The organism is Shewanella sp. 38A_GOM-205m (genome assembly GCF_000518445.1).
Lineage (GTDB): Bacteria > Pseudomonadota > Gammaproteobacteria > Enterobacterales > Shewanellaceae > Shewanella > Shewanella algae.
In genome coordinates, this window is record NZ_JADP01000036.1 from 28,957 (window position 1) to 43,475 (window position 14,519).

Sequence of the window (14,519 nt, forward strand, 5' to 3'; positions counted from 1 at the left end):
GTCATGATGAGTCGCTGTTCGCACATAGTGTTGGGATTGGGGGCCACAGGCTTGTCTGTGGTGCGCTATCTGGTGGCTCAGGGGCATGCCCCTATGGTGATGGACAGCCGCCGCAATCCACCCGGTGCTGAGGCGCTGAAAAATGAGTTTCCGGATCTGGAGTTTTGCTTCGGTGGTTTCGATTGCCGTGGTCTGGTGCAGGCCGAGCAGATCATCATCAGTCCAGGGATCCCCATGGATACCCCCGAAGTAAGGGCAGCGTTGGATATGGGCATAGAAGTGATCGGCGATGTGGAACTGTTTGCCCGCGCCATCGCCGACAAGGGCCCATGTGTGCTGGCGATTACCGGCTCCAATGGCAAGTCGACTGTGACGACTCTGGTCGGTGAAATGCTCAAAGCCGGTGGCAAGCAAGCCGCCATCGGCGGCAACATAGGGGTACCGGCGTTGGAGCTTTTGGGCGAAAACGTCAGCCACTATGTGCTGGAGCTATCCAGTTTCCAGTTGGAAACCACTCATAGTCTTAAATGTTTGGCGGCAACTTGCCTGAACATTTCTGAAGACCACATGGACAGATACAGCGACCTGGAAGCCTATCGTCAGGCCAAACTGCGGCTCTATGAACTGAGCCGACTGGCGATTTTCAACCGGGATGATCCGCAAACGCAGCCCATGTCACCCATGAACAACAACAGCTTTGGTCTGGGTAACCCCGAAGGGGATGAGTGGGGGATCACCGACGGCAAGATTTTCCACGGCAGCAGTGAAATCATGAATCTGATGGATGTGGCGCTGCTCGGCAGCCATAACCACGCCAACCTGCTGGCCGCCATGGCGTTGGCCGATGCGGCCGGTGTGGATAAGGAAGCCATGGCCAGAGTGGCCCGCGAGTACAAAGGCTTGCCGCACAGATGTGAACTGGTGGCGGTCAAGAATGGCGCCACCTGGATCAACGATTCCAAGGCCACCAATGTGGGCGCTACCGTGGCTGCGCTCGAAGGGCTCAGCGACTACCTCGGTGATGTGATCCTGATTGCCGGTGGTGATGGTAAAGGAGCCGATTTCCGGCCGCTTGCCAATGCGCTCGGCTCTGTGACTCACCTTATTACCCTGGGGCGAGACGGTGGCAAGATTGCGGCATTGAAAGAGGGCGCCATCAAGGTTGGCTCCATGGCAGAAGCCGTGAGCAAAGCCGCCGAGCTGGCGAGTTCCGGAGACATAGTCTTGTTGTCACCGGCCTGTGCCAGCCTGGATATGTACAGCAACTTTATGGCCAGAGGCGATGATTTCCGCCAACTGGTGGAGGCGCTGGATGAGCAGTGATGAACGACAACTCAGCCTGTTCGGGACCAGCCTAAAGTGGCGCTGGCCCGACTGGTTCGGTGAGAAGCAATCGCAGGGCATGCAACTGTATGACCGGCGTTTGCTGCTTGCCGTTTTGTCGTTGATCGCCTTTGGCTTTGTGATGGTGATGTCGGCTTCTATGCCGGAAGCCCAGAGCCTGACAGGTAATCCGTTTCACTTTGTGACCCGTCATCTGTTTTATCTGGTGGGTTGCGTGGTGATAGCCGCAGTGGTGTTGCAGGTAGAGATGCAGCGCTGGCAGCAACTGAGTCCGCTGATGCTGTTGCTGGTTGGAGTCATGTTGGTGGCTGTGCTGGCAGTGGGCACCACGGTAAACGGGGCGACCCGCTGGCTGTCTCTGGGGCCGGTGAGAATTCAGGTAGCAGAGATAGCCAAGTTTGCTTTTGCGGTCTACATGGCCGGTTATCTGGTTCGGCGGCATCAGGAAGTGCGTGAAAACGCCAAGGGCTTTTACAAACCGATTGCGGTTTTTGCCGTCTATGCCTTCTTGATCCTGATGCAACCGGATCTGGGAACCGTGGTGGTGCTATTTGTCGGTACTGTGGGACTGCTGTTTTTGGCCGGCGCCCGTTTGCTGGACTTCTTTGCGCTGATCCTGACCGGGGTCATGGCCTTTGTGGCTTTGGTGTTGCTGGAGCCCTACCGGATGCGGCGGGTAACCTCCTTCCTCGACCCCTGGCAGGATCCGTTCGGCAGTGGTTACCAGTTGACTCAGTCGCTGATGGCCTATGGCCGTGGTGACTGGTTTGGTCAGGGGCTTGGCAACAGTATCCAGAAACTGGAATACCTGCCGGAGGCGCACACTGACTTTATCTTTGCCGTTATAGGGGAAGAGCTTGGATTTATCGGCATTATCGCTGTGCTGGCGGTACTGCTGTTTGTGGCGCTGCGGGCAATTCGTCTCGGCAGTCAATGTCTGGCCATGGACCGGGCATTTGAAGGTTATCTGGCCTACGCCATAGGGATCTGGATCTGTTTCCAGACTGTGGTGAACGTGGGCGCCAGTATCGGCATTTTGCCGACCAAAGGGCTGACACTGCCCTTTATCAGCTATGGCGGCAGTAGCCTCTGGGTGATGACGGCTGCTGTCATGATGCTGATCCGGATAGATCATGAGCGGCGTCTCAGCCTGATCCAGGCGGTACAAGGGAGGCTGAAGTCATGAAAGGTAATAATGTGAATAACAAACGTATTTTGGTGATGGCCGGTGGTACCGGCGGTCACGTTTTCCCGGCGTTGGCAGTGGCCCGACGCCTGGCACAGCAGGGCTGGCAGGTGCGTTGGCTGGGCACGGCAGACCGGATGGAGGCGCGCTTGGTGCCTCAACACGGCTTTGACATAGATTTTATTGACATCAAGGGCGTGCGCGGCAACGGCATAGTGCGCAAGCTGGCAGCGCCTTTCAAGGTACTGCGCTCGATTATTCAGGCGCGCAGGGTCATCCGCGAATTTCGGCCGGATGTGGTGTTGGGCATGGGTGGCTTTGCCAGCGGTCCGGGCGGCGTTGCCGCCAAGCTCAGTGGTATTCCGTTGGTGTTGCATGAGCAAAATGCCATTCCGGGGATGACCAATAAGCTGCTTTCCCGTATCGCCACCAAGGTGCTGTGCGCCTTTGCCAATACCTTCGAGCCGGGTAAGGCCGAAGTGGTGGGCAACCCTATTCGCCAGGAGCTTATCACTCTTGGTGGGCAGCCCAGAGCCCAGCATCAGGATGCGCTGAAAATTCTGGTCGTCGGTGGCAGCCTGGGGGCCAAGGTATTCAACGACCTTATGCCGGCCGTGGTTGCCGAGGTCAGCAAGTCACAGTCGGTGACGGTTTGGCATCAGGTGGGCAAGGGCAATCAGGTGCTGGTGGAAGCCGAATATCAGCAGTTGGGACAGGACGGCAGAGTCAAAGTCGCTGAGTTTATCGATGATATGGAAGCCGCCTATCGCTGGGCCGACGTGGTCATCTGCCGCGCCGGAGCCCTAACCGTTTCCGAGCTGGCGGCCGTTGGCCTACCCAGCCTGTTGGTGCCTTATCCCCATGCGGTGGATGATCACCAGACTCGCAACGCCCAGGTGTTGGTGGATGCGGGCGCGGCCTTCCTGTTGCCGCAGCCGATTGTCGATGTGCCCAGGCTGGCGAATAAGCTGGCCCTGCTTGGCAGTGATAGAAATGAATTGGCCCTGATGGGGCAAAGAGCCAGAGCGGCCGCCGTGCTGGATGCGACCGATAAAGTCGCCCAAGTCTGTATCGAACTGGCAGAGAAAGGAAATAGATGAATAACAGAGCAGAGAAATACGCCCAGCTTCGCGCCATGATCCCGGAAATGCGCCGGGTGCGTCGTATTCACTTTGTTGGCATAGGTGGTGCCGGCATGGGGGGCATTGCCGAGGTTCTGGTCAACGAAGGTTATCAGGTCAGTGGTTCGGATATTGCCGAAAATGCCGTGACTGAACGTTTGGCGGCTCTGGGTGCTCGCATCATTATCGGCCACAGTGCTGATGCCGTGGTGAACGTTGATGTGGTGGTGGTTTCCACCGCGATTAAAGCGGATAACCCGGAAGTCGCGGCCGCCAGAGCCAGCCGCACTCCGATAGTGCGCCGTGCCGAGATGTTGGCCGAGTTGATGCGTTACCGTCATGGGGTGGCGATTGCCGGCACCCATGGCAAAACCACTACAACCAGCCTTATCGCCAGTGTTTATGGTCAGGCCGAGCGGGATCCGACCTTTGTAATAGGCGGCCTGCTCAATAGTGCCGGCACCAATGCTCGCTTGGGGCACAGCCGTTACCTTATCGCCGAGGCCGATGAGAGTGATGCCAGCTTCCTGCATCTGCAGCCCATGGTGAGTGTGGTAACCAATATTGAAGCCGACCATATGGATACTTATGGCGGCGATTTTGAGAAGTTGAAAACCACCTTTGTGGACTTCCTGCATAACCTGCCGTTCTACGGTGTGGCCGTGCTTTGTATCGATGATCCTGTGGTGAAAGAGATCATGCCGCGTATTGGTCGCCACATGGTGACCTATGGCTTCAGTGATGAGGCCGATGTGCAGGCACTCAACTTTAGCCAGGAAGGGCATCAATGCCGTTTCACCGTGCGTCGCAAGGGGCGTGACGACTTGGAGCTGCTGCTGAATCTGCCGGGACGGCACAATGTGCTGAACGCCTTGGCGGCGATTGCCGTGGCCAGTGAAGATGATATAGATGATGCCGCCATAGTGCAGGCGCTGGCGGAGTTCCAGGGAATTGGCCGCCGCTTCCAGCACCTGGGGTCCTTCGATACTCCCAAGGGCGAGGTGATGCTGGTTGATGATTACGGCCATCATCCCAGCGAAGTCGCAGCCACTATCAAGGCGGCTCGTGCCGGTTGGCCTAATAAGCGCCTGGTGATGGCTTATCAGCCACACAGATATAGCCGCACCCGGGATCTGTACGAGGACTTTGTCGAAGTATTGTCTCAGGTCGATGGTCTATTGCTGCTGGAGGTCTATCCCGCCGGTGAAGCACCTATCGCGGGAGCAGACAGCCGCGCGTTGTGCCGCAGCATCAGATTGCGTGGTCAGGTCGACCCTATCTATGTCGCTACGCCGGAGCAGTTGCAGGAGATACTGCCGGATGTGCTCAAGGACGGCGATCTGCTGATGACCCAAGGCGCCGGCAATATAGGCGCCCTGGCGCGCCAACTGGCGAGCAGCAAACTGGGGTTTAGTGATGATAAGAAAGATACGATTGCTGAATAGATTTTCGCCGCTTAATGGCTTGAAAACAGTATCTTTTGACCAAGAAAACCAGCCCTATATAATGGCCGGTTTTCCGCCAAGCTAACGGGCAGGACCATGGCGCTGAAGGACAGGTTGCACAATGGCCGGGCAAGGCTAGCCGGAGTCAATTGGTATCTATGCAGCGGGATTGGCTTTCTGCTGTTGGTACTGGCGGCATTCGGCATGGCGGCTTGGAAACTGGGACTGGTGCTGAATGATGCCGAGGCTTTGCCCATTGAGGCAGTGGCGATAAAAGGCGAGCGCCAGTACACCACGGATGCGGAAATCCGTGGCGCCTTGCAGGACTTGATGCAGCGTAGCTTTTTCAGCGCTGATGTGGCCGAGGTGCAGCAGGCGCTGGAGGCCCTGCCTTGGGTATACAGGGCCTCGGTTCGGCGCGAATGGCCAGCCAAGCTGAAGGTTTATCTGCAGGAGCAGGTCGCCGTGGCGCACTGGAATCAGGATGAATGGCTCAATGAACACGGCGAGGTGTTCCTGGCGCCACCGCAACCCGGGCTGGAAAATCTGCCTTGGTTGGCGGGACCTGAACCTATGGCGAAGGAGGTATTGATCTCCTTTCGGCAGATGGATGAACTGCTGCGGATAAACAGCTTCAAGCTGGATAGATTGAGTCTCAGTCCGAGACATGCCTGGGAGGCGACTTTGGGCAACGGCATCATGCTGGAGTTGGGACGAGAGGACAAGATGGCGCGGATACAGCGTTTTATCAACGTGTATCCCGAGTTGGTTAAACAGGAAAAGAGTGTCGCCAGAGTGGATCTACGCTATGACACGGGTCTGGCAGTAGGCTGGGAAGACGCACAAGAAGAGAGCCGTTAATTAATGACCAAGAACCAAGATAGAAATCTGATCGTCGGATTGGACATAGGGACATCCAAGGTCGCTGTGATCATAGGTGAAGTCTTGCCCGATGGCGAAATCAGTGTCGTCGGTCTGGGTAATCATCCATCACGCGGCATGGATAAAGGCGGGGTCAACGACCTCGATTCTATCGTGCGCAGTGTGCAGCGGGCCTTGGATCAGGCCGAGCTGATGGCAGACTGTCAGGTGTCTTCGGTGTATTTGAGCATTTCCGGCAAGCATATCGATTGTCAAAACGAAAACGGCATGGTCTCCATCAATGATGAAGAGGTGACCCAGGAAGACGTGGACAACGTTATTCACACGGCCCGTTCGGTGAAGATCCCCACCGAGCGCCGCATTTTGCACGTACTGCCGCAGGAATATGCCATAGATGTTCAGGAAGGGATCCGCAGCCCTATTGGCATGTCCGGCATGCGGATGGAAGCCAAGGTGCATATAGTCACCTGCGCCAATGATATGGCCAAGAATATCACCAAGAGTGTTGAGCGCTGTGGCCTCAAGGTGGACGACCTGGTGTTTTCCGGTATCGCTTCGGCCGATGCGGTGCTGACCAATGATGAAAAAGATCTGGGTGTCTGTCTGGTGGATGTCGGTGGTGGCACCACAGATATCGCTGTGTATACCAATGGCGCTCTGCGTCACTGCGCCGTGGTGCCGGTGGCCGGCAACCAGGTAACCAGTGATATCGCCAAAATTTTCCGCACGCCGCTGTCGCATGCCGAGCAGATTAAAGTGCAGCATGCCAGTGCCCGCAGCTCCATGGTGAGCCGTGAAGACAGCATAGAGGTGCCGTCCGTAGGTGGTCGGCCATCAAGAACCATGTCGCGTCATACTCTGGCCGAAGTGGTTGAACCCAGATATCAGGAACTGTTCGAGTTGGTATTCAAAGAGCTCAAGGACAGTGGCCTGGAAGATCAAATTGCCGCCGGCATAGTGTTGACCGGGGGCACCGCCTCTATCGAAGGGGCAGTGGATGTTGCCGAAGCCACGTTCGGCATGCCGGTCAGGGTGGCATCACCGCTGCCGGTGAAAGGTTTGTATGAATATGTGGATCAGCCCATCTACTCCACAGGTGTTGGGCTGTTACATTACGGCGCGCGCAGGGTTATCGAACGTCAGTTTGAACGACCCGAGCGTCAAGGGGTGACCAGTCTCTGGAATCGGGTTCAGAGCTGGTTTAAAGGTGAGTTTTAACTTACGTAAACGCAGGTAATACGGAGAATTCAACCATGTTTGAGATCATGGATACTCATTCTGACGAGGCGGTGATAAAGGTCATCGGCGTCGGTGGTGGCGGTGGTAATGCCGTCGAACATATGGTGAAACACAACATCGAAGGTGTTGAGTTTGTTGCCACCAATACAGATGCCCAGGCACTGCGTAAGTCTGCCGCGGGCACCACAATTCAACTGGGACGTGATGTCACCAAGGGCCTGGGCGCCGGTGCCAACCCGGAAGTCGGTCGCGCTGCTGCCGAAGAAGATCGTGAAAATATCCGTGAGGCCATCAAGGGCTCGGATATGATCTTCATCGCTGCCGGCATGGGCGGTGGTACGGGGACAGGTGCTGCTCCTGTGGTGGCGCAGATTGCCCGCGAGGAAGGGATATTGACAGTGGCCGTGGTCACAAAGCCTTTCCCATTCGAAGGCAAGAAGCGTATGGCCTATGCCGATCAGGGTATTGGAGAGCTGGCCAAACATGTTGACTCGCTGATCACTATCCCCAACGAGAAGCTGCTCAAGGTATTGGGCCGTGGTACATCACTGCTGGATGCCTTCGCTGCCGCCAACAACGTACTCTTGGGCGCGGTGCAGGGTATCGCTGAGCTGATCACCCGTCCCGGTCTGATTAACGTCGACTTCGCCGACGTGAAAACTGTTATGTCCGAAATGGGTAACGCCATGATGGGCACAGGGGTGGCTCGTGGTGAAGACCGCGCCGAAGAAGCTGCCGAAGCGGCCGTAGCCAGTCCGCTGCTGGAAGATATCGACTTGGCAGGCGCCCGCGGCGTACTGGTCAACATCACTGCCGGCATGGATATGAGCATCGAAGAGTTCGAGACTGTGGGTAACCACGTCAAGGCTTACGCTTCTGACAACGCGACAGTGGTAGTTGGTGCTGTTATCGATCCGGAAATGAGCGATGAGCTGCGAGTCACTGTAGTTGCTACCGGCATAGGTTCGGAAAGAAAACCTGACATTCAGTTGGTATCCAAACCTGCTCCACGTCAGGAACCTGTGCCAGAGCCTAAGGTCGAAGCTTACGTGCCTCAGGAAGAAGCCGTTGCGCCTGTATCTCACAAGAGCAATGCAGTTCCTGCGTCACAGCCTGCGCCCAACCCGCACAAAAACGAGCTTGATTATTTGGATATTCCGGCGTTTTTGCGTAAGCAAGCCGACTGATACTGGCGGTTATCGCTGGTGTAAATTGGGTGATCTCCTTTGTTTCTGTTAAGCAAAGGCAGGTAAATTTTTGTGAAATTACCAATTTATGCTAGGATATCCGACCAGCCGCGCCTGACGAGTGTCGATTTTATCGTCAAAGGCAGGGCTTTTTGTTGAGATGAATACGGGTAACTAAATGATTTTTCAAAGAACTGTTGAAAAAATGGTAAAGACCACCGGTGTCGGTTTGCACTCCGGCAATAAGGTGACTTTGACTATCAAGCCCGCACCAGTCAATACAGGGATCGTACTCGTGCGCACCGATATGCAGCCGGCAGTGGAGATTGCTGCTAAGGCAGAGCAGGTGCGTGAAACGACTATGTGTACGGCTCTGGTCAATGATGAAGGTGTTCGCATCTCAACGATTGAGCATCTGTTTGCTGCACTCGCTGGTTTGGGAATCGACAATGCCGTTATTGAAGTGGATGCTCCCGAGATCCCTATCATGGATGGCAGTGCCAGCCCTTTTGTATTCCTGCTGCAAAGCGCGGGGATTAAAGATCAGTCAGCGGCCAAGAAATATCTGAAAATCAAGCGCACAGTGCGTGTTGAAGACGGTGATAAGTGGGCTGAACTGCGACCTTTCAAAGGTTTCAGAGTCGATTTTGCCATCGATTTCAATCACCCTGAAATCGCCCGTAGTCAACAGCATATGGTGATGGATTTTTCCTCTTCTGCCTTTGTGAAAGATATCAGTCGTGCCAGAACCTTTGGTTTTATGCGTGATATCGAGTATCTGCGTGCCAACAACCTGGCATTGGGCGGCAGTATGGAAAACGCGGTTGTGCTTGATGAATATCGTGTCCTCAACCCCGATGGCCTGCGTTATGAGGATGAATTTGTTAAGCACAAGATTCTGGATGCGTTTGGTGACCTGTATGTGGCGGGTCACGCCATAGTCGGAGAATTCTGTGCCTACAAGACGGGGCATGCCCTGAACAACCAGCTGGTGCGGGCATTGCTTGCCCAGCAGGATGCCTGGGAGTTGGTCAGCTTCGAAAAAGAAGCGGATGTGCCTGTCAGCTTTATGATGCCATCCAATGTCGTGATGGCTTAATCGTAAAACTAGGACTGCCTTTTACGGCTGGCTAATGCAGCCAGCCGTTTTAGTTTCTGGCCCAGCTCGCCCTCGGTGTGTTCGGCCAGTGCATTAATATGTGAAGCTGCAGTTTCACTCAGCTGTCTGTGAACCACTTGGGGTTTTGCCCCCGATGTTGCCAGCGCCGGGTTGACTTTAACCTCAATAGCGGTAAGCATTGGGAGCGTTTCTGCCTGAAGTTGGGCAAGAAGTTTGGTTTTTTGAAAGTTAATCCTGGCGGCCCAAGCGGCGGAAGGGGTTTCAATAACCAACACACTTTGGCGCAGATTGGCAACTTTCAGCTGTTCGCTGACAGGGCCTGACAGCAGTTGTTTGACATGCTGGTTCAGATACAACAAAAGCTCCGCTTTCTCGGCCAGATCGGGCAAACGTCCCGACTGATGCAGTAATTGGCTGAGGTGCTGAGGGAGCTTCTTCATTACGATAATAAGATGGCTGAATTAGGCTATGAGTGTAACAGTTTTTATTCAAGGTCGGAATGGCGTGACGCGCTGGCAACCGGGCAAACGCTGGTTGCTGTTGCCTATTTTGCTCCTCGCTGCGGGCACTGGGCTCTATCATTACAACGCCGAGCGATTTGAGTCGCAACAGGCTAACGTCGACAACGAGCGTCAGGCTCGTGAGCAGCAACAGAAACAAGTCAAAGAACTCAAGCAAGCAACTGAGACTCAGTTGGCAACTCTGGTGGCGCATGTCGCCAGGATGCAGGCCAAACTGACCCGGCTTGAGGCTCTCGGGCAAACTCTTGCCCAGAATTACCAACTTGAAGAACAGTTCGATTTTGGCGCCGAGGTAGGTCTGGGTGGTTTGAGCGAGCTGGGTACCAGCATAGAGCTGGAGCAGCTGATCTCTGATATGGATCGGCTGGCATCAGGAATTGATAGCAATAATGCTCAGTTGTCACTGCTTGAAACAGTGGCTTCCAATCTCCATATAGATGAAGAGCGTTATATATCAGGGCGGCCAATCAATAAAGGTTGGTTATCTTCGCCCTACGGTTTACGTAATGATCCTTTCAATGGCCGCAGAACTGTGCATAAAGGCATAGACTTTGCGGGTACAGAAGGAGCCGATGTAATCGCCACCGGTGGTGGTGTAGTGACATGGGCCGGGAATATGTTTGGCTATGGTGAGTTGGTGGAGATAGATCACGGTAACGGATTGCGCACCCGCTATGGCCATAATAAAGCTTTGTCAGTAACTGTAGGTGATGTGGTCGCCAAGGGCGAGAAAATTGCCACCATGGGAAGCACTGGGCGTTCGACAGGACCTCATGTGCATTACGAAGTGTTGCGGGGTGGACAGCAGATAGATCCCAAGAAGTACGTCTACCGCAAAGCAGGTTAATTGGAACTGGCCGCCAGACTCGCAAGAGGCTTGGCCTACAACAGAATAAGTGATTCAGATGTTAGGTAAATTACTGACAAAAGTATTTGGTAGTCGTAACGACCGCACCCTTAAAGCCCTGGGCAAGATAGTCAACAAGATCAACGCGCTCGAAGGTGAATATGAGCAGCTCAGCGATGAGCAGCTCAAGGCCAAAACCCAGGAGTTCCGTGACCGACTCGAAAAAGGGGAAACCCTTGACGACATCATGGCCGAAGCCTTTGCCACTGTGCGTGAGGCTTCCAAGCGGGTGTTTGAGATGCGCCACTTCGACGTGCAGTTGATAGGTGGTATGGTGCTGGACAGCAACCGCATTGCCGAGATGCGCACCGGTGAAGGTAAGACTCTGACCGCCACGCTGCCGGCTTATCTCAATGCACTGACCGGTAAGGGCGTTCACGTTATTACAGTGAACGACTATCTGGCTCGCCGTGACGCCGACACTAACCGCCCACTGTTTGAATTCCTTGGAATGACGGTTGGGGTTAACGTCGCCGGTCTTGGTCAGCTAGAAAAGAAAGCTGCCTATAACTCAGATATCACTTACGGTACCAACAACGAATTTGGTTTCGACTATCTGCGCGACAACATGGCGTTTTCACCACAGGAGCGGGTACAGCGTCCATTGCATTATGCTCTGATAGACGAAGTCGACTCCATCCTTATTGATGAAGCCCGTACACCGCTGATCATCTCCGGCGCCGCGGAAGACAGCTCTGAGCTCTACATCAAAGTCAACACACTGATCCCTAATCTGATCCGCCAGGATAAAGAAGACTCGGACGACTATGTCGGTGAGGGTGACTTCAGTGTTGATGAAAAGGCCAAGCAAGTTCACATGACTGAACGTGGCCAGGAAAAAATTGAATTCCTGTTGATCCAGGCCGGACTGCTGGCCGAAGGGGATTCGCTTTACTCGGCCGCTAATATCTCACTGTTGCACCATGTTAACGCTGCACTGCGCGCTCACACCCTGTTTGAACGTGATGTTGACTACGTTGTGCAGGACGGCGAAGTGATCATCGTCGATGAGCACACTGGCCGTACCATGCAGGGGCGCCGTTGGTCTGAAGGTTTGCATCAGGCGGTGGAAGCCAAAGAAGGCGTGAAGATCCAGAATGAAAACCAGACCCTGGCTTCTATCACCTTCCAAAATTACTTCCGTCAGTATGAAAAACTGGCCGGTATGACAGGTACTGCCGATACCGAAGCCTTCGAATTCCAGCATATCTATGGTTTGGATACCGTAGTAATCCCCACCAACCGGCCGATGATCCGTAACGATATGGCTGACTTGGTGTACCTCACTGCCAAAGAAAAGTACGCCGCCATTATCCAGGACATCAAAGGGTGCCGTGAACGTGGTCAGCCGGTATTGGTCGGTACAGTTTCCATCGAACAGTCTGAACTGTTGTCCAACCTGTTGGACCGGGAAAAGATCCCTCACAAGGTACTGAATGCCAAATTCCACGAAAAAGAAGCTGAAATTGTTGCTCAGGCCGGACGTAGTGGAGCGGTAACCGTAGCCACCAACATGGCCGGTCGTGGTACCGATATCGTCTTGGGTGGCAGCTGGAAAGCGGAAGTTGAGGAACTGGAAAACCCAACCGAGGAGCAGATCGCCAAGATCCGTGTTGACTGGCAAGAGCGTCACGATGCCGTGGTTGCTGCCGGTGGTTTGCACATTCTGGGCACAGAACGTCACGAGTCCCGTCGTATCGACAACCAGCTACGTGGTCGTTCCGGCCGTCAGGGCGATGCGGGTTCGTCACGTTTCTATCTGTCGATGGAAGACAGCCTGATGCGGATCTTCGCCTCAGATCGCGTTGCCAACATGATGAAGAAGTTGGGCATGGAAGAAGGCGAAGCCATCGAACATCCTTGGGTATCTCGTGCGATTGAGAATGCCCAGCGCAAAGTGGAAGCCCGTAACTTCGATATTCGTAAGCAGTTGCTGGAATTTGATGATGTCGCCAACGACCAGCGTCAGGTGGTTTACGCTCAGCGTAACGAACTGATGGATGCCGAAAGCATTGAAGATACCATCAAGACTATTCAGGAAGACGTGATCACAGGCGTTATCGATCAATACATTCCACCACAGTCAGTTGAAGAGCTCTGGGACGTTCCCGGCCTCGAGCAGCGACTCAAGCAGGAATTTGTACTGGACTTGCCGCTGCAGGAGTGGCTGGATAAAGAAGAAGACCTGCACGAAGAGACCCTGCGTGAGCGGATCATCGAATCCTGGCTCAAGGCCTATGAGGCCAAAGAGCAGATGGTAGGACCTGAGGTGCTGCGCCAGTTCGAAAAGGCCGTGATGCTGCAGACCCTGGATGGTTTGTGGAAAGAGCACCTGGCTGCCATGGACCACCTGCGTCAGGGGATCCACCTGCGAGGTTATGCTCAGAAGAACCCCAAACAGGAATATAAGCGTGAGTCCTTTGAGCTGTTCCAGCAAATGCTGGAGTCACTCAAGCATGATGTGATCAGTATTCTGTCCAAGGTTCAGGTACAGGCACAATCAGATGTAGATGAAATGGAAGCCCGTCGCCGTGAAGAAGAAGCGCGGATCCAACATCAATATCAGCACGCCACGTCTGAAGCTTTGAATGAAGCCGAACATGATGCTGAAGTCGCTGCACATACTCCAGTTGTGCGTGATGGTGAGAAAGTTGGACGCAACGATCCTTGTCCTTGCGGCTCAGGTAAAAAATACAAACAGTGTCATGGCAAACTGAGCTAACACATTGTAAGTCATTAAAGGCAATCTCCGGATTGCCTTTTTTGTTGCTTTTAAAACGCGTTTTTTGCTCCACAAACTCACAAATGTGGATAACTCTGGGGGTAAAAAGTGCTTAACGTGTGACTAACCCTATGGCCTCAAAAAAGATCGCAAAATACTGAAAAAAGCCCTTGCGCAAAAGTTTTGGCTCCCTATAATGCGCACCCACTGACACGGCGAACGAGAACAAATATCTGTTCAAATTCAAAGTCGGTAACGCGGTAACAAGCCTTAGTTTCAAGGGGGTGAAGTTAAAAACATCACTCGCTCGAAACCAGATAAAAAAGGGCTTGACGCTGAAAAAGGGATGTGTAGAATACGCAGCCCTGACCCGATGAGAATCATCGCGGTCCTGCTCTTTAACAATCTATCAAGCAATCTGTGTGGACACTCACAGGCATTGAGAAATCGACAAAACGATTTAACTCGATGAAGAGTGTTTATACGAACAGAATTCATTGAGCAGAACCTTCGGGTTCAACCAAAACTTTAATTGAAGAGTTTGATCATGGCTCAGATTGAACGCTGGCGGCAGGCCTAACACATGCAAGTCGAGCGGTAACATTTCAAAAGCTTGCTTTTGAAGATGACGAGCGGCGGACGGGTGAGTAATGCCTGGGAATTTGCCCATTTGTGGGGGATAACAGTTGGAAACGACTGCTAATACCGCATACGCCCTACGGGGGAAAGCAGGGGACCTTCGGGCCTTGCGCTGATGGATAAGCCCAGGTGGGATTAGCTAGTAGGTGAGGTAAAGGCTCACCTAGGCGACGATCCCTAGCTGGTCTGAGAGGATGATCAGCCAC

Annotated in this window: 11 protein-coding genes and 1 rRNA gene; 11 read left to right on the forward strand and 1 reads right to left on the reverse strand. The window is 53.9% G+C overall.

The annotated features are described in order from the left end of the window. The first annotated feature begins 3 nt into the window (after positions 1 to 3). From murD to lpxC, 8 genes are all read left to right on the forward strand, one after another. Positions 4 to 1,323 carry a UDP-N-acetylmuramoyl-L-alanine--D-glutamate ligase gene (gene murD, locus N512_RS0117320; protein WP_028781126.1) on the forward strand — a complete coding sequence of 440 codons (1,320 nt, stop codon included), beginning with the start codon at positions 4 to 6 and terminating at the stop codon, positions 1,321 to 1,323. Beyond that, entirely contained in the window at positions 1,313 to 2,530 is a 1,218-nt protein-coding gene (ftsW, locus tag N512_RS0117325) for a cell division protein FtsW (RefSeq protein WP_028781127.1), read from the forward strand. The genes murD and ftsW overlap by 11 nt, the downstream gene beginning before the upstream one ends. Then, positions 2,527 to 3,630 carry an undecaprenyldiphospho-muramoylpentapeptide beta-N-acetylglucosaminyltransferase gene (gene murG, locus N512_RS0117330; RefSeq protein WP_028781128.1) on the forward strand — a complete coding sequence of 368 codons (1,104 nt, stop codon included), beginning with the start codon at positions 2,527 to 2,529 and terminating at the stop codon, positions 3,628 to 3,630. Before ftsW ends, murG begins: the two co-directional genes overlap by 4 nt. Continuing rightward, entirely contained in the window at positions 3,627 to 5,096 is a 1,470-nt protein-coding gene (gene murC / locus N512_RS0117335; RefSeq protein ID WP_028781129.1) for a UDP-N-acetylmuramate--L-alanine ligase, read from the forward strand. The genes murG and murC overlap by 4 nt, the downstream gene beginning before the upstream one ends. A 96-nt stretch (positions 5,097 to 5,192) precedes the next feature. Further along, a complete protein-coding gene (locus N512_RS23275; RefSeq protein WP_144191296.1) occupies positions 5,193 to 5,957 on the forward strand; it encodes a cell division protein FtsQ/DivIB in 765 nt (254 codons plus the stop codon). 3 nt (positions 5,958 to 5,960) lie between these two features. Next, entirely contained in the window at positions 5,961 to 7,196 is a 1,236-nt protein-coding gene (ftsA, locus tag N512_RS0117345) for a cell division protein FtsA (protein ID WP_025010894.1), read from the forward strand. Between the two features lie 35 nt (positions 7,197 to 7,231). Next, positions 7,232 to 8,404 (forward strand): cell division protein FtsZ, encoded by a 1,173-nt coding sequence (ftsZ, locus tag N512_RS0117350; protein WP_025010895.1) that lies wholly within the window; start codon positions 7,232 to 7,234, stop codon positions 8,402 to 8,404. 178 nt (positions 8,405 to 8,582) lie between these two features. Continuing rightward, the gene (gene lpxC / locus N512_RS0117355) at positions 8,583 to 9,503 is read left to right on the forward strand and encodes a UDP-3-O-acyl-N-acetylglucosamine deacetylase (protein ID WP_025010896.1); all 921 of its coding nucleotides are present in this window, start codon (positions 8,583 to 8,585) and stop codon (positions 9,501 to 9,503) included. 8 nt (positions 9,504 to 9,511) lie between these two features. On the opposite strand, the gene N512_RS0117360 is transcribed toward lpxC, so the two are convergent. Next, on the reverse strand, positions 9,512 to 9,964 hold the full coding sequence (locus N512_RS0117360; RefSeq protein ID WP_025010897.1) for a DUF721 domain-containing protein: 453 nt from the start codon (positions 9,962 to 9,964) through the stop codon (positions 9,512 to 9,514). Positions 9,965 to 9,992: 28 nt separating this feature from the next. Here N512_RS0117360 and N512_RS0117365 point away from each other — a divergent pair, with 28 nt between their 5' ends. From N512_RS0117365 to N512_RS0117375, 3 genes are all read left to right on the forward strand, one after another. Continuing rightward, on the forward strand, positions 9,993 to 10,892 hold the full coding sequence (locus N512_RS0117365; RefSeq protein WP_028781130.1) for a M23 family metallopeptidase: 900 nt from the start codon (positions 9,993 to 9,995) through the stop codon (positions 10,890 to 10,892). Between the two features lie 58 nt (positions 10,893 to 10,950). Further along, positions 10,951 to 13,674, forward strand: a complete 2,724-nt coding sequence (gene secA / locus N512_RS0117370) for a preprotein translocase subunit SecA (RefSeq protein WP_028781131.1) — start codon at positions 10,951 to 10,953, stop codon at positions 13,672 to 13,674. 529 nt (positions 13,675 to 14,203) lie between these two features. Continuing rightward, positions 14,204 to 14,519: ribosomal RNA gene (locus N512_RS0117375) — 16S ribosomal RNA — on the forward strand; the annotation flags it as partial.

Coding starts and splice junctions, on each gene's coding strand:
- N512_RS0117365 (WP_028781130.1), top strand. CDS start 9,993: ATGAGTGTAACAGTTTTTATTCAAGGTCGGAATGGCGTGACGCGCTGG.
- murD (WP_028781126.1), top strand. CDS start 4: ATGATGAGTCGCTGTTCGCACATAGTGTTGGGATTGGGGGCCACAGGC.
- N512_RS0117360 (WP_025010897.1), bottom strand. CDS start 9,964: ATGAAGAAGCTCCCTCAGCACCTCAGCCAATTACTGCATCAGTCGGGA.
- murC (WP_028781129.1), top strand. CDS start 3,627: ATGAATAACAGAGCAGAGAAATACGCCCAGCTTCGCGCCATGATCCCG.
- ftsZ (WP_025010895.1), top strand. CDS start 7,232: ATGTTTGAGATCATGGATACTCATTCTGACGAGGCGGTGATAAAGGTC.
- lpxC (WP_025010896.1), top strand. CDS start 8,583: ATGATTTTTCAAAGAACTGTTGAAAAAATGGTAAAGACCACCGGTGTC.
- ftsA (WP_025010894.1), top strand. CDS start 5,961: ATGACCAAGAACCAAGATAGAAATCTGATCGTCGGATTGGACATAGGG.
- secA (WP_028781131.1), top strand. CDS start 10,951: ATGTTAGGTAAATTACTGACAAAAGTATTTGGTAGTCGTAACGACCGC.
- ftsW (WP_028781127.1), top strand. CDS start 1,313: ATGAGCAGTGATGAACGACAACTCAGCCTGTTCGGGACCAGCCTAAAG.
- N512_RS23275 (WP_144191296.1), top strand. CDS start 5,193: ATGGCGCTGAAGGACAGGTTGCACAATGGCCGGGCAAGGCTAGCCGGA.
- murG (WP_028781128.1), top strand. CDS start 2,527: ATGAAAGGTAATAATGTGAATAACAAACGTATTTTGGTGATGGCCGGT.